18 protein-coding genes are annotated in these 21,431 nt (G+C 71.5%); 8 read left to right on the forward strand and 10 right to left on the reverse strand.

All coding sequences use genetic code 11. The features are described from left to right. Window positions 1–6: 6 nt before the first annotated feature. The gene (locus tag OG798_RS25135) at window positions 7–1,200 is read right to left on the reverse strand and encodes an amidohydrolase family protein (protein WP_179436536.1); all 1,194 of its coding nucleotides are present in this window, start codon (window positions 1,198–1,200) and stop codon (window positions 7–9) included. A 159-nt stretch (window positions 1,201–1,359) separates the two neighbouring features. Between OG798_RS25135 and OG798_RS25140 the strand changes: the two genes are divergently transcribed. Further along, window positions 1,360–2,901, forward strand: a complete 1,542-nt coding sequence (locus OG798_RS25140; RefSeq protein ID WP_328757716.1) for a class I adenylate-forming enzyme family protein — start codon at window positions 1,360–1,362, stop codon at window positions 2,899–2,901. Between the two features lie 19 nt (window positions 2,902–2,920). Here the strand turns inward: OG798_RS25140 and OG798_RS25145 are convergent, their stop codons facing one another. Both OG798_RS25145 and OG798_RS25150 read right to left on the reverse strand, forming a co-directional pair. Beyond that, a complete protein-coding gene (locus tag OG798_RS25145; RefSeq protein WP_097225551.1) occupies window positions 2,921–3,433 on the reverse strand; it encodes an EF-hand domain-containing protein in 513 nt (170 codons plus the stop codon). A 155-nt stretch (window positions 3,434–3,588) separates the two neighbouring features. Next, complete coding sequence (locus OG798_RS25150; RefSeq protein ID WP_179436535.1) at window positions 3,589–3,972, reverse strand: STAS domain-containing protein; 384 nt, start codon at window positions 3,970–3,972, stop codon at window positions 3,589–3,591. A gap of 394 nt (window positions 3,973–4,366) precedes the next feature. Here OG798_RS25150 and OG798_RS25155 point away from each other — a divergent pair, with 394 nt between their 5' ends. Beyond that, complete coding sequence (locus OG798_RS25155; protein ID WP_097225549.1) at window positions 4,367–4,948, forward strand: sigma-70 family RNA polymerase sigma factor; 582 nt, start codon at window positions 4,367–4,369, stop codon at window positions 4,946–4,948. Beyond that, the gene (locus tag OG798_RS25160; RefSeq protein WP_413253552.1) at window positions 4,945–6,456 is read left to right on the forward strand and encodes a zf-HC2 domain-containing protein; all 1,512 of its coding nucleotides are present in this window, start codon (window positions 4,945–4,947) and stop codon (window positions 6,454–6,456) included. The genes OG798_RS25155 and OG798_RS25160 overlap by 4 nt, the downstream gene beginning before the upstream one ends. A 63-nt stretch (window positions 6,457–6,519) precedes the next feature. On the opposite strand, the gene purU is transcribed toward OG798_RS25160, so the two are convergent. Continuing rightward, a complete protein-coding gene (purU, locus tag OG798_RS25165) occupies window positions 6,520–7,401 on the reverse strand; it encodes a formyltetrahydrofolate deformylase (protein ID WP_095857981.1) in 882 nt (293 codons plus the stop codon). An 86-nt stretch (window positions 7,402–7,487) separates the two neighbouring features. Further along, window positions 7,488–7,934, reverse strand: coding sequence for an SCO4402 family protein (locus OG798_RS25170; RefSeq protein WP_095854031.1), 447 nt, complete (start codon window positions 7,932–7,934; stop codon window positions 7,488–7,490). A 171-nt stretch (window positions 7,935–8,105) separates the two neighbouring features. Here OG798_RS25170 and OG798_RS25175 point away from each other — a divergent pair, with 171 nt between their 5' ends. Further along, window positions 8,106–9,434 carry an ABC transporter substrate-binding protein gene (locus OG798_RS25175; protein ID WP_121415781.1) on the forward strand — a complete coding sequence of 443 codons (1,329 nt, stop codon included), beginning with the start codon at window positions 8,106–8,108 and terminating at the stop codon, window positions 9,432–9,434. Window positions 9,435–9,474: 40 nt separating this feature from the next. Here OG798_RS25175 and OG798_RS25180 read toward each other — a convergent pair whose 3' ends face one another. Continuing rightward, window positions 9,475–11,214, reverse strand: a complete 1,740-nt coding sequence (locus tag OG798_RS25180; protein WP_328757717.1) for a hypothetical protein — start codon at window positions 11,212–11,214, stop codon at window positions 9,475–9,477. A gap of 225 nt (window positions 11,215–11,439) precedes the next feature. Next, entirely contained in the window at window positions 11,440–12,825 is a 1,386-nt protein-coding gene (locus OG798_RS25185) for a transcriptional regulator (protein ID WP_095854028.1), read from the reverse strand. A gap of 298 nt (window positions 12,826–13,123) precedes the next feature. On the opposite strand from OG798_RS25185, the gene OG798_RS25190 reads away from it, so the two are divergent. The 3 genes from OG798_RS25190 (at window position 13,124) to OG798_RS25200 (ending at window position 16,305) form a co-directional block, all read left to right on the forward strand. After that, the gene (locus tag OG798_RS25190) at window positions 13,124–13,786 is read left to right on the forward strand and encodes a bifunctional DNA primase/polymerase (RefSeq protein WP_095854027.1); all 663 of its coding nucleotides are present in this window, start codon (window positions 13,124–13,126) and stop codon (window positions 13,784–13,786) included. A gap of 105 nt (window positions 13,787–13,891) precedes the next feature. Further along, complete coding sequence (locus OG798_RS25195) at window positions 13,892–14,686, forward strand: ABC transporter ATP-binding protein (protein WP_095854026.1); 795 nt, start codon at window positions 13,892–13,894, stop codon at window positions 14,684–14,686. Next, window positions 14,683–16,305, forward strand: coding sequence for a transporter (locus tag OG798_RS25200; protein ID WP_328757718.1), 1,623 nt, complete (start codon window positions 14,683–14,685; stop codon window positions 16,303–16,305). Before OG798_RS25195 ends, OG798_RS25200 begins: the two co-directional genes overlap by 4 nt. 90 nt (window positions 16,306–16,395) lie before the next feature. Here the strand turns inward: OG798_RS25200 and OG798_RS25205 are convergent, their stop codons facing one another. Beyond that, window positions 16,396–17,271, reverse strand: coding sequence for an alpha/beta fold hydrolase (locus tag OG798_RS25205; protein WP_121415778.1), 876 nt, complete (start codon window positions 17,269–17,271; stop codon window positions 16,396–16,398). Between the two features lie 962 nt (window positions 17,272–18,233). After that, window positions 18,234–18,926 carry a metal-dependent transcriptional regulator gene (locus tag OG798_RS25210; RefSeq protein WP_054235646.1) on the reverse strand — a complete coding sequence of 231 codons (693 nt, stop codon included), beginning with the start codon at window positions 18,924–18,926 and terminating at the stop codon, window positions 18,234–18,236. A gap of 275 nt (window positions 18,927–19,201) precedes the next feature. Between OG798_RS25210 and OG798_RS25215 the strand changes: the two genes are divergently transcribed. Then, complete coding sequence (locus OG798_RS25215) at window positions 19,202–19,957, forward strand: SIS domain-containing protein (protein ID WP_095854023.1); 756 nt, start codon at window positions 19,202–19,204, stop codon at window positions 19,955–19,957. Between the two features lie 35 nt (window positions 19,958–19,992). On the opposite strand, the gene OG798_RS25220 is transcribed toward OG798_RS25215, so the two are convergent. Then, window positions 19,993–21,378 carry a PAS domain-containing protein gene (locus OG798_RS25220; RefSeq protein ID WP_121418432.1) on the reverse strand — a complete coding sequence of 462 codons (1,386 nt, stop codon included), beginning with the start codon at window positions 21,376–21,378 and terminating at the stop codon, window positions 19,993–19,995. Window positions 21,379–21,431: the final 53 nt, after the last annotated feature.

The raw sequence follows: 21,431 nt of genomic DNA on the forward strand, positions 1-21,431 counted from the left end.
GGCCCGCTACTTGTCGAGATCCAGGTCGAGCATGCGGATGGCGTTCCCGCGCATCAGCTTGTGGATGGTCTCGTCGTCGAGGCCCTTCACATGGTCGAGGGCGACCTCCTTGGTGTGCGGGAAGGTCGAGTCGACGTGCGGGTAGTCGGTCTCGAAGGTCGCGTTGTCCCGTCCCACGACGTCCAGCGAGGCGACGCCGTGCTTGTCGCGGAAGAAGCAGCAGAAGATCTGCCGGTAGTAGTACGTCGAGGGCGGCTCCGGGATGAGGTCCCGGACGCCGCCCCAGGCGCGGTGCTCCTGCCAGACGTCGTCGGCGCGCTCCAGGGCGTACGGGATCCAGCCCATCTGCCCTTCCGAGTAGGCGAGTTTGAGGCGTGGGAACTTCACCAGCACCCCGCTGAAGAGGAAGTCCATCATCGAGGCCATCGCGTTGTTGAAGGACAGCGAGGCCTGTACGGCGGGCGGCGCGTCCGGGGACGCGGCGGGCATCTGCGACGAGGAACCGATGTGCATGTTCACGACCGTCCCCGTCTCCTGGCAGACCGCGAAGAACGGGTCCCAGTAGCCGGAATGGATGGAGGGCAGGCCGAGGTGGGTGGGGATCTCGGAGAAGGTCACCGCCTTCACTCCGCGCGCGGCGTTGCGCCGGATCTCCGCGACCGCCAGTTCGATGTCCCACAGCGGGATGAGGCACAGCGGGATCAGCCGGCCGCCGCTGTCGCCGCACCACTCCTCGACCATCCAGTCGTTGTACGCGCGCACGCAGGCCAGGGCCACTTCCTTGTCGTGCGCCTCGGCGAACGTCTGCCCGCAGAAGCGGGGGAAGGTGGGGAAGCAGAGGCTTCCCTCGACGTGGTTGAGGTCCATGTCCTTGAGCCGCTCGACGGGGTCCCAGCAGCCGCGCCGCATCTCCGCGCGCGTGATGCCCTCCAGGGTCATCTCGTCGCGGTCGAAGCCGACGGCGGCGATGTTGCGCTTGTACGGGAACTTGAGGTCCTCGTAAATCCACCAGTCGGCGGGCGGGCCGTCCGGGTCCATGGTGATCTGGTACTTGCCGCCGACGTAGGCGAGTTCACCGATGCCGGCCGTGAGGGGCTTGGGTCCCCGGTCCTGGTACTTCTTCGGCAGCCAGGTCTCGAAGAGGTGCGCGGGCTCGATCACATGGTCGTCGACGCTGATGATGCGGGGCAGTTCGGTCATGATTCCCCTCCGCCTGGCGTACATATCTGATGGGCCGTCAGATTCTCACTTCCTCAGCAGGCTAGTCCCGCACCCCTGGACCGACAAGGCGCCGAGCCCTACGCTCTGCCACGATCTGACTGTCCGTCAGCTCCATCACGGTCACAGGGGGCCGCCGCCGTGAACGACACCGCCCACGCACTGAGCGCATCCCGCACCCTCTGGGAACTGGTCGCCCGCCGGGCCGACCTCACCCCCGACCGCCCGGTCCTCCTCCAGGGCGACCGCACCCTGAGCTTCGGCGAGTTGCGCGACCGCGCCGAACGGGTGGCGGCGGGCCTGTACGACCTGGGCGTACGCCCCGGCACGGTGGTCGCCTGGCAGCTGCCCACCCGTATCGAGACCGCCCTGCTGTCCTTCGCCCTGGCCCGCCTCGGCGCCGTGCAGTCCCCGGTGATCCCCTTCTACCGCGACCGCGAGGTCGGCTTCGCGCTCAGGGAGTCCAAGGCCGAGTACTTCGCCGTACCGGGCGAGTGGCGCGGGTTCGACCACACGGCGATGGCGCGGCGGCTCGGCGCGAAGGGTGTGTTCGAGGCGTACGACGTGCTGCCGGACGGCGATCCCGCCGTGCTGCCCGCGCCGCCCGCCGAGGGCACCTCGGTCCGCTGGATCTACTGGACCTCGGGCACGACGTCCGACCCCAAGGGGGTCCTCCACACGGACCGTTCGCTGATCGCGGGCGGGTCGTGTCTCGCCCACGCGCTGCGGCTGTCGGCCGCCGACGTGGGCTCGATGGCCTTCCCGTACGCACACATCGCCGGGCCCGACTACACGGTGATGCTGCTGCTGTACGGCTTCCCCGCGGTGATGTTCGAGCACTTCGCGCTGCCGGAGGCGCTGGCGGAGTACCGGCGGCACGGGGTGACGGTGGCGGGCGGTTCGACGGCGTTCTACTCGATGTTCCTCGCCGAGCAGCGCAAGCGGCCCTCCGAGCCGGTCGTCCCCACGCTGCGGCTGCTGGCGGGCGGGGGCGCGCCGAAGCCGCCGGAGGTGTACCACTCCGTCGTCCGGGAGATGGGCGTGCAGCTCACCCACGGGTACGGGATGACCGAGGTCCCGATGATCACGATGGGGGCGCCGGACGACACGGCCGAGAACCTCGCGACGACGGAGGGCAGGCCGCCGGCGGGCATGGAGATACGGATCGTGGACGGCGAGGTACGGCTGCGTGGGGAGGCCGTCTGCCAGGGGTACCTGGACCCGGCGCAGACCGCCGAGGCCTTCGACGAGGACGGGTTCCTGATCACCGGTGATGTCGGTCGTCTGACGGAGAGCGGGCACCTCGTCCTCACCGGGCGCCTGAAGGACGTCATCATCCGCAAGGGCGAGAACATCTCGGCGAAGGAGATCGAGGACCTGCTGCACCGGCACCCGGCCGTCGGCGACGTCGCGGTGATCGGCCTCCCGGACGCCGACCGCGGCGAGCGGGTCTGCGCCGTGGTCGAACAGCCACCGGGCGCCGACGAACTGACGCTCGCCGTCGTGGTCTCCTACCTGCGCGAGGAGGGACTCTCCGTCCACAAACTCCCCGAGCAGTTGGAGGTGGTGGACGCCCTCCCCCGCAACGAGACACTCCGGAAGGTACTCAAGTACAAGCTCCGGGAGCGGTTTTCGGGGCGTGCCGGAGGTGCCGGGGCTGTAGGGCCGGACCCGGCACCGTGAAGACAACTGTGGAGCAGGTCTACTCCGGAACTGTGAAGTAGCGGGCGAACGAGGTGACGACCTCCGTTTCGCCGATCCGGCCGTCGGCGTCCGTGTCGAGCGTGGCGGCCGCCGCGGCTGCGACGCCGTCGGGCACGCCCAGGGCCCTGAGTACGCGGGCGGCCTCCTCGACCGTGGCCGCGCCGTCCCCGTCCGTGTCCGCGACGGCGAGGGCCGCGTGCAGGAAGGGACGGGCGATCTCCCCGAAGCGGTCGGGATTGTCGCGCAGCCGCTTCACGGCGCCGTTCACGAACTCTTCCCGGGTGATGCGCTGATCGCCGTCACGATCCGCTATCCCCGCCATGCCCTGCCAGAACGCCTCCGCGCCGACGTACAGGGCCTGACCCTTGTCCGACCGTGCCGCCGTATCGAACTCGGCGAGAACCGCCTTCGCCGCGGCGTTGAAGTCCTCCCGGTCGATGTAGCCGTTGCCGTCCTGGTCGAAGCCGGCGAAGCGGGCGGCAATCCTGCGCTCGTACTCGGTACTGACCATGGTCTTCTCGGACCGCCTAACAACTCAGCCGGACTCTCAGCCGGACTGCGGTTTCATCTGGCACGGAGCGTACGACGCCCGGGCAACCGGGGGTGCGGGAAAACGACGGTTGTGCCAAGACCGAGGGAATTCCCGGACAACTGTGTGGCGCGGGCTCACGCCGACAGCGGGCTCGACTCCTCGTCGACGGCCGAGACGACGTCCGGATAGACGTCGAAGAGGCGGCGCACGCCGAGGGCCCCGAGAACGCGGTTGACGTGGGAGACGTCGGACGCGCCCCGGGCCGGCAGGATCAGCCGCAGGCGCCCCTGGCAGGAGCGGACCAGGCGGCGCGTCGCGATGAGGACGCCGACGCCGCTGGAGTCGCAGAAGAGGACCTCGGAGAGGTCCAGGACCAGACTGTGGCGACCCTCCGCCACCGCCTCGTGCACCCGTCGGCGCAGCACCGGAGACGTCACGAGATCCATCTCGCCCGACACCCGGAGCACGGCCCACTCACCCCACTCGCCCCACTCGTCGTCGGTCACCTTGAGCGTCACCACAACGCCTCCCGCTCGCCTCGCCCGCCGAAAAACGGAAGCACTTCTTACGCTTCCTTTCAGCGCGGCTGCCCCACCGTCGTTCCATGAAACACCGGTACGCGATCGATGAAACGTCGGTCTACGGTCGAAAACGCTGGACGACCGAGCTGTTTCGGTCGTTCAGTGGTCACATACGGTCTAGTTCGATCGGATCCAAGGGGGAAGCGATGGGCTTCTACCATCCGCACCCCCTCCAGGGGCGCACATTGACGTAAAGGGGCGTGCGCTGTCGGACGTGCCGACTACATTCGAGACAGCGATGCACACAGGCTGGACGGGGACGCCGGCCGCCGACAAGTACGGACAGGGACGCAGGGACAGGCGCCGGGCAGGAGCAGAGTGAGGGGGCCGCATGGCGACGAAGGACGCACCGCCCCGCTGGGACCGCAAGATGCAGCAGCGGCTCGCACGCGGGGAGGCGGCCGCGCTCGGTGAGCTCTACGACCGGTTCGCCTCGCTCGTGCACGGCCTCGCGCACCGCGTACTCGGCGACGAACGGGCCGCCGACACCATCACCCGCGAGGTGTTCGCCCACGTCTGGCAGAGTCCCGAGTCGTACGACCCCAAGCAGGGTCCCCTGCGTTCCTGGATCGCCACGCTGACTCACCGGCTCGCCGTGCAGCGACTGCGCGCCACCGAGACCGCCGCGCTCGCCCTGGACGGCGGCGGCACTACCGAGGAGTTGGAACGCAAGGTGCGCAGCGCCTCCGTCGCAGCCCGCGCGGACTACATCGTCACGTCCATGCCGACCCCACTGCGGGCCGCCCTGGAGCTGGCGTACTTCCAGCGCCGCGACTACCGCCAGGCCGCCGCCGACCTCGGCGTCACCGAGGACGAGGCCCGCCGCCGGCTCCGCCTCGGCCTGCAACTGCTGTCCACCGCCCACGACGCCGGGCTCTCCGGCACGCCGCCCGAATACGGAGGTGCGCGGTGAGCGGAGGAGTGGACCGGTTCGAGCCCTTCGACGAGCCCGTCGACGAGCCTTTCGACAGGCCTCTCGACGAACACGAGAAGCACAAGGAGCACGAGCAGCACGAGGAGCACGAGGCGAAAGAGCAGGGCGGTGAGGGGGACGGCGAGGACGGAGGCGGGCGCGCGCAGGAGGCGGCCGACCGGAGTTCCGGCGGGCCCCACGAAGTCGACGGCAGTCATGGTGACGCCCCTGCCGGAGGCGGGGGTGATGGGGGCGGCGGTGGGTTCACCGGTCCCGTCGGCCCCGCAGGGTCGGGGCAGCCGCCGCGCATCCCCCTGCCGCGTTCCTCCGTCGAGGACACCGGACTGCCGCTGCCGGAACCCGCGCCGCTCGTCCTGGAACACCGGGTGCTGAAGTCGCTGCTCGGCGCGTGGGCGCTGGCCGCCTGCTCGGCGCAGGAGACGGCGGCGGTCGAGGAGCACCTCGGGGAGTGCGGTTCGTGCGCGGACGAGGCGCTCCGGCTGCGCGGGGCGGTCGGGCTGCTGCACCCGCCGGAGAGCCTCGATCTCGACCCGACGCTGCGCACCCGGGTCCTGGAGGGCTGCCTGGACCGGCGTCCTGCACGTATCCCGGTGCCCGAGTGGGCGACGCCCTACGACGCGGAGGCCGCGCGGCTCGACGCGCTGTTGCAGGACATAGGAGACGCGGAGTGGCACGCGCCGGTGCGGCTGCGCTGGTTCGAGGGCGACGGGCCCGTGAGCCGGCGTACGACCGTGGCCGGGGTCATCGCGCATCTGCTCTCCGTGGACGGGCTGGTGGGGGTCGCGCTGGGCCTGGAGGACCCGCTCGGCGGCGCGACGGCCGAGAAGACCGAGGCGGAGGGTGCGGCTGCGGGCGCCCCGACCCCTTCGCAGCGCACCGAGGCGTACTGGCGTGCCTCGCACTTCCCGCCCACCCGGGCGGTGCGCGCGCCCTGGCGGGAGCAGAGCCACCACATCGTGCGTACGGTGTCGTTCGCGGGCGGAGGCTCCGGGCGGCTCGCCGTGTCGTACGGCGGTTTCGCACTGCCGCTCAGCGACTCGATGCTGGATCGCGCCTTCGAGTGCTGGGTGCACGCGGGGGACATCGCGGACGCCGTGGACTATCCGTACGAGCCGCCCGCGCCACGTCATCTGCACCGGATGATCGACCTGGCGGCGCGGATGCTGCCCGTGTCGCTCGCCGAGCGGCGGCGGACGGGGCTGTCGGCTCCGGCGCCCCGCCGGCTCGTCGCCGCCGGGGCGCCCGGGCGCAGTCTGCGTCTGGAGATCGAGGGCTCCGGTGGGGGCGAGTGGCTGATCCCGCTCGACTCCCCGGCGAGCGTCGCCTCCGCCGAGCACGAGGTCGCGCATGTCGCGCTGGACGGGGTGGAGTTCTGTCGGCTGGCGGCGGGGCATGTGTCGCCAGAGGAAGCGGCGGCGGGTCAGGTGGGCGACCGCGAGGCCATCAGAGACGTACTCTTCGCCGCCGCGTCCCTGAGCCGGATGTAGGCCGGCCGCCCCCCTCCGCGGCCGAAACGATCTCCGGGGGCGGGGGCGAAGCCTCCGCGTGCCCTACGCGAATACCACCGTGCGGCGGCCGTTCAGAAGGATCCGGCGCTCGGCGTGCCACTTCACCGCGCGCGCCAGCGCCTGGCACTCCACGTCCCGCCCGATGGCGACCAGTCCGTCGGGCGTCACGTCGTGGCCGACGCGCTCGACCTCCTGCTCGATGATCGGCCCCTCGTCGAGGTCGGCGGTGACGTAGTGCGCCGTCGCGCCGATCAGCTTCACACCGCGCGCATGCGCCTGGTGGTACGGCTTCGCGCCCTTGAAGCTCGGCAGGAAGGAGTGGTGGATGTTGATGATCCGGCCGCTGAGCTGCTTGCACAGGTCGTCCGAGAGCACCTGCATGTAGCGGGCCAGCACGACCAGTTCGACGCCTTCGGAGCGGACCAGTTCGAGCAGCTGCGCCTCGGCCTGCGCCTTCGTGTCCCTCGTCACCGGAATGTGGTGGAAGGGGACGTCGTACGAGGCCACGAGCTCGGCGAAGTCCGTGTGGTTGGAGACCACGGCCGCGATGTCGACGCGCAGCGCGCCGGTCCGCGCGCGGAAGAGCAGGTCGTTCAGGCAGTGGCCGAACTTGCTGACCATCAGCACGACCCGCATCTTGTCCTCGGCCCGGTTGAGCTGCCAGTCCATGTGGAAGGAGTCACCGATCGCCGCGAAGCTCGCGCGCAGCTTGTCCACGGTCACCGGCGCCTCCGCCGAGAAGTGGACGCGCATGAAGAACAGTCCCGTGTCGTGGTCGCCGAACTGCTGGCTGTCCTCGATGTTGCAGCCGGTCATGAAGAGGTAGCTCGACACGGCGTGCACGATTCCCTGCTTGTCCGGGCAGGAGAGGGTCAGGACGTACTGTTCGGCGGGCGCGGCGGCGCCGGTGGACTGATCGTTCATGCGGGACAGGGTCCCATACGAGACACCGCGCCGGACGAACCGTCCCGCCACGCGGACGCGGCAGCGAGCGTCCCGCCGCGTGGACGCTACGCCGACCGCGTCAGGATCCGCAGGACCTCCAGCGTCCGCGGCGGAGCGTCGGGGTCCTCGCCGTCGCTCACCGCGAGACGTACGTGGGCGTCGCGCGCCGCCCGCAGTGCATCCGGCCACCCCTGGTGGTCGAGGTAGGCGGAGACGGGGGCGTCGGGCCCGACCTGGTGCATGATCCGCAGGACGCGGAGCACGGCGGTGTCGACGAGGGCCGCCTCCTGGGAGTCCCGGAAGATCGTGCCGACGTACTTCTCGGCGGACCAGCTGTCCAGCCAGGTGTCCTCGACCAAGCGGTACACGGCGTCGGTGACGTCCCCGTACCCGTCGATCCCGGCGAGCCAGACGTCTCGTTGGAAGGTGGGGTCGGAGAGCATGTGCAGCGCGGAGCGCACATTGCTGCGCCAGCGCCACCAGGGCATGTCGTTCAGTGGCATGCCGCCCATGGTGGAGGAGCGACGGCCGCGACGGGAAGAGTTCTCCGAACCTTGCACAGTCGTCGATCGTACGTTCCCCGCAAAAATGCGATCATCGGCCCCCGCAATTCACCTCTGCGTCACCTCACGTTGACCGCTGGTCACACGCAGGTTAGTGATGTGACGGAATCGTGCGTGTCTATGACCGGTAGGCGACGCACCAGCACCACCCCACCCGTCCGCTCCCAGCGGACCGGGTCCAAAATCTCGAAGAAGGTCAAGACCAGAGCCCTCTTCGCGGGCGCGGTGGTGGCGTGTGCGTCGATCGCTGTCGGGTGCGGGGTCGTCCCCGGTATCACGGGGGGTTCCGGGGACGACCCCATCACCGTCATGACCTGGGCGCCGCAGGACACTCCCGCGACCAACAAGCCCGGCATGCCCGCCATGGCCGAGGCCTACGCGCGCTGGGTCAACGCGAACGGTGGCATCAACGGCCACAAGCTCAAGGTCTTGACCTGCAACGACCACAACGACACCGTGTACGCGGCGAAGTGCGCCCGGCGCGCGGCCGACGAGAACGTGGTCGCGGTCGTCGGCTCCTACAGCCAGCACGGCCGCTCCTTCCTGGCCCCGCTGGAGGCCGCCGGCATCCCGTACATCGGCGGCTACGGCGTCACCGACGACGAGTTCTCGAGCCCGCTCTCCTATCCGATCAACGGCGGCGAGCCCGCCCTGCTGGCCGGCCTCGGGGAGCAGCTCGGCAAGGCGTGCGGCCCGGTGGCGCTCGTCCGCCCCGACACCGTCGCGGGCGACCAGCTCCCGGTGCTGCTCAACGCCGGCCTGAAGGCGGAAGGTCACGCGGCCGGCACCGACCAGCGGGCCGCCGAGGACGCGACCGAGTACTCGAAGCAGACCGAGCTCGCGCTCGGCCGCGCGAGCTCGGACCCGCTGAAGCAGGGCTGTGTGGTGTCCGCGCTCGGGGACCGTACGGAGACCTTCATGGACTCGTTCCGGCGCGACCGCCAGGACTATCCGAAGGTCGGCACGGGCACGGTGCTGGGCAGCCTCGACCAGTCCCTGATCGATTCCACCGGCGGCCCGTCGAGCCCGTACGAGGGCGCGCACGTCACCGGCTGGTACCCGGTGGCGAGCGACAAGCGCTGGGACCCGATGCGCAAGGTGATCAAGGAGCAGGCCTTCGGCGACAACCGGATCGACCCCGCGGACGCCGGCGTGCAGACCACCTGGATCGCGTACAACGTGCTCAGGTCGGTCGTCGAGTCACTGGGCGACAGCCCGATCACCTCGCTCGCGATCCGGCACGCCCTCGACAACGGCCTCAAGGTGACCACCGGCCGGCTCACCCCGACCCTCAGCTGGCGTTACGAGGACCTGATCGCGGCCGTCGACTTCCCGCGCCTGGTCAACGCCCACGTCACCTTCCAGGTCGTACGCAAGGGCCAGCTGGCCTCCGAGCGCAACGGGTTCATCGACGTGTCGAAGACGCTGGAGACCGCGGACTCGAACTGAGACGCGGGCCCGGACCGGGCGGCGGCCGACCGCCGCGCGGTCACAGCTGGGTCGTCGTGCGCCGCGTCAGTCCGTACGTCGAGGCGATCGAGTTCCACAGCCTGGCGGCCTTCGCCTTCTGCGCGCTCGCGGTGCCGCTGGCCTGGTCGCCCGCCGCCCTCTGGCCGGTGCTGCGGGCGTGGCCCTTCTTGCAGCCCTTCTTGTCCTTGACCTGGTCGGCCCAGGCCGCGTAGTGGTTGTCGGCCGACGCGGAGGCCTGCCAGGCACTGTTCAGCGCGGCGGTCAGCTGGGCGTTGTTCGGAAGCTTGTCGACCGAGAGACCGCCGAGCCTGGTCACCAGTTCGGACCGCTGCTTGGCCGCGTCGCGCAGATCACTGGCCGCCTGGTCCAGGTTGTTGCACACCTTCACGTTCTCCACGGCCTTGATCACCGAGTCGCGGCTGTTGTTGCTGTCCGCGAGGAGCTTGTCCAGCGCGACGGCCTGCGCCTTGGCCGGGTCGGCCGCGGACGACGACGAGCCGTCCGTGGCCCCGGCCGTCGCCGACACGTTCTTGCTGCTGTCGTCCTTGCCGCTGTCGCCGCCTCCGCCGCTGAGCATGGCGCCGGCCCCGATACCGAGCACGACGATGCCGATCCCGACGGCCGCGATCAGCGGGACGCGCGAGCGGCTCCCTCCACCGCGGCCACCGCCGCCGTCGTCGGCCGCGCCGCGCCGGGTGGCGGCCCGCCCGCCCGGCGCTCCGGGCATCCCGGGGGCCTGCGCGGCGTACGGGGCGTGCGGCGTGTGGGGGGCGTGCGGGGCAGGGGCCTCGAACCGCGGCAGCTGCTGCGTGGACGCGGGCCCCTCCGACGCACTCGGCGCGCCGGGCGCACTGCGGAACAGGCTGTCGAACTCCGCGGGCGGCTGCCGGTCCTCCGGCCCGCCCGGACGTATCCCGTACTGCGCCGCACCATGCTCGGCGGGCACGGGGGCGATGTACTGCGTGGCCTCGGCGTCGGGATGCGCGGCCTGGGGCAGCGGCCCCGAAGGCACCTCGGGCGGCAGCGCACCCGGGCCCACCGGCGGGATGTACTGCGTGGCGCCCTCGGCGGACGTGGCGGGGACGGGCGGCAGGAACTGGGTCGCGCCCTCGGCCGCGGCCGGAACCGGCGGGATGTACTGCGTGGCGCCCTCGTCGACGGCGGGCGGCAGCGCGGCGGCGTGCGCATGCCCGCCCTGCGGCTGCTGCTGCTGCTGCTGGGGTACGGCACCACCCTGGTGGCCGCCGTACGCCGGATCCTGCCGGCCGCCGTAGGAGGACGTCTCCTGGCCGCCGTACGCCGGCGGCTGCTGCTCCCCGTACGAAGGCGGCTGGGTGCCCTCGGCCGGCAGCGGGCCGCCGGGGGCCTGCTGGGCCGGGAAGCCCTGCTGCTGGGCGGGGGCGGCGCCCCAGCCCTGCGCCGGCTGCTCGGGCGCGGCCCAGGTCTGGGTGGACGGGTCGTGGCCGCCCCAGTCCGGGGTGGGGGCGCCGGACTGGGGCGGCTCGGAGCCACTCCACGTCTGGGTGCCGTTCACGGGCGCCCCCCAGCCGTCGGCCGGCTGCGGGGCCGGTGCCGCCGACGGGTCCGGTCCCCACGGCTGGTCCCAGGTCTGACCGCCCGCCGGGATGGCCGGGGCCGCCGGAACGGCCCGGTCGCCCGTCATGCCCGGCAACAGCGGTTCGCCGCCGTCGGAGGGCAGCACGATGCCTTCGCGCGCCGTGCGCGCCGAGGGCTGCTCGCCCTGTCCACTCTGCGTCACCGGGACTCCTACTAATGGGGGACCTTCGGAATCGTCGGCTCACGCTACCGGGTCTCCACGCACCCGTGCCACGCAGCACAGGGCGTTACCCCCGCCCCCTGTGACCGGGGTAACGAATACGCCCCGCCGTGCGCTGTATCTGACTCCTCCCACTCCCAGCGCCTTCGTTAGCCCGGCGTTCACACCCATGCACACCGCGTGTTCACCGGCGCGCACACGATCCACTCACGCCGCCGCCTGCAACTCCAGCCGCGCCCCGAACTCCCGTACCACCGCCTCGTCCCGGTACGGCTCCAGGCGCTGCTGGAAGTCGTCCAGGTACTCGGCGCCGCGGTTGGAGCGGAGCGTGCCGAGGAGTTCGACCGCGCGCAGACCCGTGTGGCACGCCTGTTCCACCTCGCGCTGCTGGACCTGCGCGGTGGCCAGCAGGACGTAACCGATGGCCCGGCGGCGGGCCCGCGACTCCGGATGCCCGGCGAGGGACTCCTCGGCGCAGCGCGCGGCGGCCTCCGCCTGACCCAGGTCACGGTGGCAGTGCGCCAACTCGTCGGCGAGATAGGCCTCGTCGAAGTGCGCGATCCACGTCGGGTCGTCCCCCGAGGCATCGTCGGCGCCCTCGAGCGCGGTGATCGCACGCCCGGACGCCACCTGAGCGGCGCGCGCGTCGCCCATCAGGGCGTGCCCGCGCGCCTCCGCGGCGTGGAACATCGACTCCGCGCGGGGTGTCACCCGCCCCCGCGCCCCCTCCTGCGCCGCGCGCGCCAACTGCGCGATCTCCCGCGGGTTGCCGAGCTGCGCCGCCAGGTGGCTCATGGACGCGGCCAGCACGTACCCGCCGTATCCACGGTCGCCGGCCGCCTGGGCGAGCCGCAGCGCCTGGATGTAGTACCGCTGGGCGAGGCCCGGTTGACCGGTGTCGATGGCCATGTAGCCCGCGAGTTCCGTCAACCGCGAGACCGCCGAGAAGAGTTCACGTCCGACGCCCTCCCGGTACGAACCCGCGAGCAGGCCGGAGACCACGCTGTTGAGGTAGTGCACGACGACCGGGCGCACGTGCCCGCTGCCGTACTGGTGGTCCAGGTCCGTGAGCGCCTGGGTCATCGCGCGGACCGCCGCCACGTCCGAGAGCCCGACCCGTGGACCCGCCGCGCGCGCCACCTGCGAGTCCGGCGCGGAGATCAGCCAGTCGCGGCTCGGCTCGACGAGCGCGGAGGCGGCGACGGACGAGCCGGACAGGAAGTCCCTGCGCCCGACGTCACTGCGCCACAGCTCGCACACCTGCTCGATGGCGCCGAGGACGGTCGGCGAGAACTGCAACCCCACGCCCGACGCGAGGTTCTTGCCGTTGGCCATGCCGATCTCGTCGATCGTGACCGTACGGCCCAGCTTGCGGCCGAGCGCCTCGGCGATGATCGCGGGAGCGCGCCCCCTCGGCTGCTGACCGCGCAGCCAGCGCGCCACCGAGGTCTTGTCGTAGCGCAGATCGAGGCCGTGCTCGGCGCCGCACATGTTGACCCGGCGGGCCAGGCCGGCGTTGGAACAGCCCGCTTCCTGGATGAGCGCCTGCAGCCGTTCGTTCGGCTGCCTGGCGACGAGAGGCCTTGCGGCCATGGCGTACCCCCTGTGGCTGCGGTGCCTGCCCACGCACCGAGTTGACGTGTCCTCATCGGCCAACCACAGCGAAGGAAGTCGGCCATGAAGATCAATGCCCCGCCGATATACCGAAGATGCGAGACATGTGAGGATTGCCGGGGTACAGGCGGTTGCCTCGACCCCACCCCTGGTTACCCACGACCCGCTGCCGTTCCCCCTGCGCGCCCCCACCCGTGCATCCATGCGCCCCACACGCGGGAACGATGCCCCTCCCCCGCGCACGGGCCCCCCGTAACCCCCTGTGGCGACTAGAGTTGTGTTCATCGTGGAAGAGACCATCGCGGGGCCCGAGGCCGTCCAAATCCCGAAGCAGCGTGGCGAATCACTGCTTGACACCGCCGTGCGATATGCCGAAGAGCGCCATTGGGACGTGTTCCCGGGCACGTGGCTCGAGGCCGTCGAAGGGATGCAACGCTGCTCCTGCGGCGAGGCCACCTGCCCCACGCCGGGCGCACACGCGACGCGCGAGGACTGGGCGACGCAGGCGACGGGCAGTGCGACCGCCGCGCGCCGGATGTGGTCGAAGCAGCCGAACGCGTCGATCCTGCTGCCCACCGGGCGTACGTTCGATGCGATCGATGTGCCGGAGACAGCCGGGTTCCTCGCGCTCGCCCGCATGGAGCGGATGGAACTGACGCTGGGGCCGGTGACGTGCACGCCGGACCGGCGCATGCACTTCTTCGTCCTTCCCGGCGCGGCGGTGAAGGTCCCCGACCTGGTACGCCGACTGGGCTGGCCGCCCGCCTCCCTCGACCTGGTCACCCTGGGCGAAGGCTCGTACGTGGCGGCTCCGCCCACCCGGTTCGGTTCACGGGGTGCGGTGCAGTGGGCCTGCCGGCCGACGCCGGCGAATCGGTGGCTGCCGGATGCGGAGGAATTGATCTCGCCGCTCGCCTACGCGTGCGGGCGGGATCGCTGACGCCGGTCTGCGCCGTATTCGTCTGCGGGTTCGCTGTGGCTGGTCGCGCAGTTCCTCGCGCCCCTAAAAGCCTAAAAGCAGGGCACTCGCCCTTAGGGTGCTCACATGGCCGAGCAAACAGGGGCAGACGCTCCCGCCGTACGTGTGCAAGGGCTCTGGAAGCGGTTCGGGGAGCAGGTCGCGGTCGCCGGGATCGATCTGGAGTTGCCGGCGGGGCGGTTCATCGGGCTCGTAGGGCCCAACGGCGCGGGCAAGACGACCACTCTCTCAATGGTGACCGGGCTGCTCAGGCCCGACCAGGGCGGCGTCGAGGTCGTCGGCCATGACGTCTGGCGCGACCCGGCGGCGGTGAAGGCCCGGATCGGCATACTCCCCGAGGGCCTGCGGCTCTTCGAACGGCTCTCCGGGCGTGAGCTCCTCGCCTACACCGGCCGGTTGCGCGGCCTGCCCGGCGCCGAGGTCGACAAGCGCACCACCCAGCTCCTCGACGTCCTCGACCTCGCGGGCGCCCAGCACAAACTCGTCGTCGACTACTCGACGGGCATGCGCAAGAAGATCGGCCTCGCCGCCGCTCTCCTCCACAACCCCGAGGTCCTCTTCCTCGACGAGCCGTTCGAGGGCGTCGACCCCGTCTCCGCGCAGACCATCCGCGGCGTCCTGGAGCGCTACACGGCATCGGGCGCCACGGTCGTCTTCTCCTCCCACGTCATGGAACTCGTCGAATCGCTGTGCGACTGGGTGGCCGTCATGGTCGCGGGGCGCATCCGCGCGCACGGCCCGCTCGCGGAGGTCCGCGGCGACGCGCCCTCCCTCCAGCAGGCGTTCCTTGAACTGGTCGGCGCACAGGGCCGCGACCGCGGGTCCGACCTGGACTGGCTGGGCGGCGGGGCGACGCGATGAGCACGAGCACCTCCGGAGTCTCCTCCGAGGCCTCGATCACCCCCGTCGTCGTACGGCTGAAGCTGTCGCTGCTGCGCAACGGGCTGCGACAGTCGGCCGGGCGGCGGGCCGCGTACATCACCTCGGTCGTCGTCGTCCTCCTCTTCGCCGCCCTCCAACTGCTCGGCCTCATCGCCCTGCGCGGCAACGCGCACGCCGCGTCCGTCACCGTCCTGCTGATCGCGGTCATGGCGCTCGGCTGGGCCGTGATGCCGCTGTTCTTCCCCAGCGGCGACGAGACCCTCGACCCGACCCGGCTCGTCATGCTGCCGTTGCGACCGCACCCGCTGGTCCGGGCGCTGCTCGTGGCCTCGCTGGTCGGTATCGGACCGCTGTTCACCCTGTGCCTGCTGGTCGGTTCCGTGATCTCCGTGGCGCACGGCACGGCGGCATACGTCACCGGTGTCGTGGCCGTGCCGTTGGCGCTGCTCGTCTGTGTGGCCCTCGCGCGGGCCGTGGCCGCCGCCAACATCCGGCTGCTGTCCAGCCGCAAGGGCCGCGACCTGGCCGTACTGAGCGGCCTCGTCATCGCGATCGGCGCACAGCTCGTCAACTTCGGCGCACAGCAGCTCGGTTCGGCGGGTGGACTGTCCCGGCTCGACCCGGCGGCGGACGTGCTGCGCTGGGTGCCGCCCGGGTCGGCGATCGGCGCGGTGGACTCGATGAGCAGGGGCTCGTACGGGGTGGGGGTCGCCCAACTCGTCCTGAGCGCGGCGGCGCTGGTGGGGCTGCTGGCGCTCTGGTCGAGGCACCTGACCCTGCTGATGACCTCCCCGGACGGGTCGACGTTGCAGGCGGGCGAAAGTGCGGCGCGGGAGCGGATCCCGACGGGCGGGCTGCGCCGGCTGCTGCCCTCGGGGCGCACCGGGACCGTGATGGAGCGCAGCCTGCGGTACGTGTGGCGCGACCCGAAGACGAAGGCCGCGTGGGTGACCTCGCTGGCGATCGGGCTGATCGTGCCCGTGTTCAACGCCCTGCAGGGCACCGGCTCGATCTACTTCGCGTGCTTCGCGACCGGAATGCTCGGCATCCAGATGTACAACCAGTTCGGTCAGGACACCTCCGCGTTCTGGATGGTCGCGATGGCCATCGCGTCCCCGCACGACGCGTACGTCGAACTGCGCGGGCGTGCGCTGGCGCTGCTGGTGATCACCCTGCCGTACGCGACCCTCGTGACCGTGCTGACGACGGCGATGCTCGACGACTGGTCCAAGCTGCCCGAGGTGCTCGGCCTGTCCTTCGCGCTGCTCGGCGCGATGCTGGCCACCGGCGCCTGGTCCTCGGCCCGCTTCCCGTACTCGATCCCGCAGGAGGGCTACAAGAACGTGGCCCCCGGGCAGGCGGGCCTCGCCTGGATCGCCATCTTCGGCGGGATGGTCTCGGCGGCGCTGCTGACCGCTCCCGTCATCGCCCTCACGATCTGGCTGAACGTGACGGCGGACGGGGACCGGTGGAGCTGGCTGCTGCTGCCGCTGGGGGCCGGATACGGGGCGCTGATCACGGCGTTCGGGCTGCGGATGGCGGCGCCGCGGACGGCCCGACGGCTGCCGGAGATCCTGGCGGCGGTCAGCAAGGGCTGAGCCGACGGGGAGGCCGATGAGCAGGGCGACGGGGAGGGCGAGCTGTCCGGTCGGCGTCCCGCGGCCCAGGTCCGGTTCAAACGACGGGCCCTAGCGGTCCTGGCCGGTGAGTACGCCGTCGAGGAAGGGCTCGATCGCCGCTCGCCACGCCTCCGGCTGGTCGTAGTGCACGAGGTGACCGGCGTCGGCCACCTCCGCGTACTGGCCGTGCGGCAGGACGCGGACCATCTCCTGGGCCTCGGCCCGGCCGAGCTCGCCGTCCAGGCCCCGTACGACCAGCGCGGGGCACTGGACCTGGGCGAGCTCCTCCCAGTGGGCGTCGTACACCCAGGTCTGGCGGGACTTGAGCATCTGCTCGGGTTCGAAGACCGGGCGCCAGCCGTCGGCGGACTCGTGCATCACCTCGGCGTAGAACTCGCCGCGGGAGGGGTTCGGGCGCTCCACCCAGGGGTCGTCCTCGCCGAACCACTTCCGTACGTCGGCGAGCGTGGCGAAGGGCATGGGCCAGGCCTTGAACCAGTCCTCCCACTCACGCTGCGACGCGGCCCCCAACGCCGAGGCCCGCATGTCGCAGATGATCAGCCCGCGGACGAGGTCGGGGCGCTTGGCGGCGAGCTGCCAGCCGGTCAGCGCGCCCATCGCGTGCCCGATGAGGACGGTCGGGGCGAGACCCAGCTGCTCGAGAGCGGCCTCGACGTCCTCGACGTACGCCTCCCGCGTGTACTGCCCCTCCGGCGCCTTGTCGCTCTGGCCGTGGCCGCGCTGGTCGAGGGCGACCGCGCGATGCCGCTCGGAGAGCCAGCGGGCGGTGGACGCCCAGTGGGAGGCGCGGCCCATGAGGCCGTGCAGAAGCAGCACGCCGGGGGCCGGCGGGGTCCTGGGCGGGTCGGTCTTGGGAGGATCGGCGAACTCCCAGGCAGCGAGGCGTAGGCCGCCCGCGCCCGTCACGTCGATGCGCCGCACCATAGGTCTGGCACCCCCCTAGCTCGCTCGGACCGCTCGCTCCCGCTCGAGTCGGCCGGTCCACTCGTACCGCTTCCTGCCGCGCTTCCTGCTGCTGTCGTGCCGCTTTCGTGCCGCTTTCGTGCCGTTGAGTCTGCTGATGCATTGCTCTACATGTACCCGATTTGCCTGTGAAACGCCGCCAGGCTATCGAATGAGCATTCGAAAATACTCCTCTCGGCGGCAATACCCCTCGTTCGAGTGACCACCCTCGGGGATTGACCGCCGTCGCCGAGGGGAGATCTTCAGCGGGAGGCGGACCGCTCGGGGAAATTGGTCCGAAGGGGATGACCCTGGGAGCTCGGGGCTCCGGGTCAGCACAGGGGAGGACAGGCCCCGGCGCCGTAAGGTGCCGGGGCCCTCTCCACATCTACGGCACATCCTTCCCGCCCCCTCCCCAACCGTGCGACATCCCTCTTGGACACGGTCAAGAGCCCTCAGGTCATATGCCTCACGGGTCAGCCTCGCACGCAAACGGTCGCGGCGCTGCGATTCCGCACACTGAATCTTGGTTTCGGCCATCTATCGAAAACATCACAACTGCCCCTGTGGTCGCGGGAGTTGACATGACCGAGGTGAGTCGACGGAGGTGCGGGAAGGGGATGGAGCGTTGGGTCACCGCGGGCGGACGACACGCTCCACGGCGAGCGACCTGCGCCATGGCGCCCACGCCCGCGCCCGGCGCGTTGAACGGAGCGCCGGGTCGGCCCCGACGGGCGGTGTCACCGTGCGCGGGCTCGATCGCCACCGACGCGCAGTGGGCGGGCCGGGTCGACGCCTGCCCACGACGGTCGGCGGGCGCCCGGAGGCCGACCCGGGGTTCGGCGGATGCCGGACCCCGTGGCCCACCCCCGGGAGCTGCCCCTCGCGGGCTCAGGGCCGGGAAGCCCGCACCGGGGTGCGAGGCCTCCCACGATCACCGGATGTCAGCGCTTGGCGACGAACACGTGGGACGCGACGTCCGACTCCAGCTCCGCCGCCTCACCACCGCTGCCGACGAGCACGCCGCCCGCCGACTCCGTCACGCTCACCACGGAGCCGGGCTGCACGCCCGCGCGCCGCAGCGTGTACATCAGCTGCGCGTCCGTCTGGATGGGCTCGCCGATCCGGCGCACGACGACCGTCTTGCCGTCCAGGCCGGGGTCGAGCTCGGCCAGGGACACCATGCTCTCGTCCAGGAACGGGTCGGCGCCGTCCTTCTCGCCGAGCTCCTCCAGGCCGGGGATCGGGTTGCCGTACGGCGACTCGGTCGGGTGGCGCAGCAGCTCCAGCACGCGCCGCTCCACCGCCTCGCTCATCACGTGCTCCCAGCGACACGCCTCGGCGTGCACCTGCTCCCACTCCAGACCGATCACGTCGACGAGCAGGCACTCCGCGAGGCGGTGCTTGCGCATCACTCGGGTGGCGAGACGACGGCCCTCCTCGGTCAGCTCCAGGTGCCGGTCGGTGGCGACCGCCACCAGACCGTCGCGCTCCATGCGCGCCACCGTCTGGCTGACCGTCGGACCGCTCTGATCGAGCCGCTCCGCGATCCGGGCGCGCATGGGGACCACGCCTTCCTCCTCCAGCTCGAGGATGGTGCGGAGATACATCTCCGTGGTGTCGATCAGTCCGGACATACGTGCCCCTTGATTAGCTCTGCCGAAGGCTCGGTGGCTCACCGGCGTGTGCGCTGGCCCTGAACCCAATTCTGACGCATACCACTGACAAGCGTGCCTCGCCGTTGAAACCGCAGGGTTACGAGTGCCCCTGTGGACGCCCCACCGGGTGCCTCCGCGGCCACCTCCGCAGGCCGTATTGACAGCGCACTGGTCCAGACCGCAACGTGATCCGCGGCACAAAGCGTGACCCAGCGCCCACCCGACGCCGACGAGACTTCTAAGGGGCTTCGCCGATGAGCGACCGCAAGCTGGCCGGGCAGTTCTTCGACGCGGCGATCGGCCTGCTCCAGCGGGTGCGGGACGAGGACGCGGGAGACATCGAGGCGGCCGGCACCCTGATCGCCGACACCGTCGCAAACGGCGGCCGGCTCTTCGCCTTCGGCGCCGGGCACTCCTCGCTCGCCGCGCAGGACGTCGTCTACCGTGCGGGTGGCCTCGCCCTGATGAACCTGCTCGCCGTGCCGGGCGTGGTCGGCGTCGACGTCATGCCGGCGACGCTGGGCTCGGCCCTGGAGCGGGTCGACGGCCTCGCGAGCGCGGTCCTGGACTCCAGCCCGGTGCGCGCCGGCGACGTACTCGTGATCATCTCCCTGTCCGGCCGCAACGCGCTCCCGGTCGAGATGGCCACGAAGGCGCGGGCCCTGGGCGTGAAGGTCATCGGCGTCACCTCGGTCGCCTACGCCTCGGAGACGAAGTCCCGGCACGTCTCGGGGACGTATCTGAAGGACCACTGCGACATCGTCCTCGACTCGAAGATCGCGGTCGGCGACGCGGAACTGACCCTGGAGACGATCGAGGCGCCCTTCGCTCCCGCCTCCACGGTGGTCACGACGGCCCTCCTCCAGGCCGTCATGGCCACGGCCGCGGGCGCGCTGGCCGACCGGGGCATCGAGCCGCCCCTGCTCCGCTCGGGCAACGTCGACGGCGGCCACGAGTGGAACGGCCGAGTGATGACGGAGTACGGCGACCGAATCTTCTACCGCCGCTGAGCCGATCGGGTGGGGAGTGGGTGCGTGCGGTGGTGCTACGGGTGGGCCGCCAGCCCCTCCAGATCCAGCGCCGTGGCGATCCGTACCGCCACGTCCTCCGCGTATGTCGCGTCCGTGCGCTCGAACTGGCTGCGCCCCGCCCCGCGCAGAAACGTCACGACGCCCAGCGTGCGCCCCCGGCTGCGCAGGACCGCGCACAAGGCGTGCACCGAGTCCGGCGGCCACTGGCGGGCCGTGGCCCACTCCCGCTTCCGCTCGGGGGTGGTCTCACCGGAGCTGGCCCGCACGGACCCGGCCCGCTCCACGCACTGAAGCGCGGGATGCCCCTCGGCGTACCGCACGGGCAGTCCGGCCTTCCCGGTGAGCAGACTCGGCCCGGGCGCCCCGGCGGGCGTGGTGACGGCGCGTACCAGCCGTACGGGCCCTTCGTCGTCCCCCGCCGGCCACCCGGTCGCGACCCGGTCGATCAGCGCGTGGTCGGCGAACCCGGCGAGCGCGAAGTCGAGGTGGACGGTGGCGGCCTCCCCGGGGTCCTCGCACTCGGCCGCCGCCCGTGCCGCCCGGTGCAGCTGGTTGGCCCGGAACCGCAGCAGGTTCGCCTCCTGCTCGGTGTGCTTGGCCTCGGTCACGTCCTGGAAGAGCCACCCGACCCCGAGCGGAACCGGTTCTTCCGCAAGCGGCGAGGCGAGCCGCAGGAACCCGCTGCGCCAGCACCGCCGCTTCTCGCCCTCGGCCGACCGCACGCTCACCCACATCTCGGCGGGCGCGGGCGGCGCGCCCTCGGCGAGCACGTGCGTGAGCGCGCTCTCCAGCTCCTCGACCCCTTGGGAGAGCAGCTCACCGAGCGGCCGTCCGAGCACCGCCGTACGCCCGGTCCCCAGGGCCCGGGCCGCGTGCGCGTTGACGACGGCGGGCCGCAGGTCCGCGTCGACCAGGACCACGCCCCAGCTGGCGTCCTCGAACAACGCCTCGCTCAGAGCGATGGACCGCTCGAGATCGATCTGCGCGTGCACCTCACTGAAGGCGCAGTACACCCCGGCGGGCTTCCCGTCGGCTCCGCGCACGGCGGCGGACTGGGTCCGCACCAGCACGCGCCCGCCGTCCTTGGTCAGCAGCGCGAACTCGTGCACCTGACGCCCGGGGGCCTCCATGGCGGACAGCAGCCGCGCCTCGACCTCCTCGGCGTCCGCGGTCCGCACGGCCCATCCGGCGAACCCGCGCCGCCCCACGGCCTCGGCCGCGGTCCAGCCGAGAATCCGCTCGGCCTCGCGGTTCCAATGGGTGACGACCCCATCGGCGTCGAACGCGCACAGCGCCGCGTCCATCCCGTCCAGCAGCGCGGCAAGCAGATCGGAACCAGCCGGCTCGGGCTCGTCCGGCCCCAGCTCGTCGGTGGTCCCACTACGCCGGGAAGCACTCACCTGGACCCCCTGCAGGCTGCGTCCGCACGTACGGCGAGACAGTTCGCTCACTC

The sequence above is a fragment of the Streptomyces sp. NBC_00271 genome (assembly GCF_036178845.1).
Taxonomy (GTDB): Bacteria; Actinomycetota; Actinomycetes; order Streptomycetales; family Streptomycetaceae; genus Streptomyces.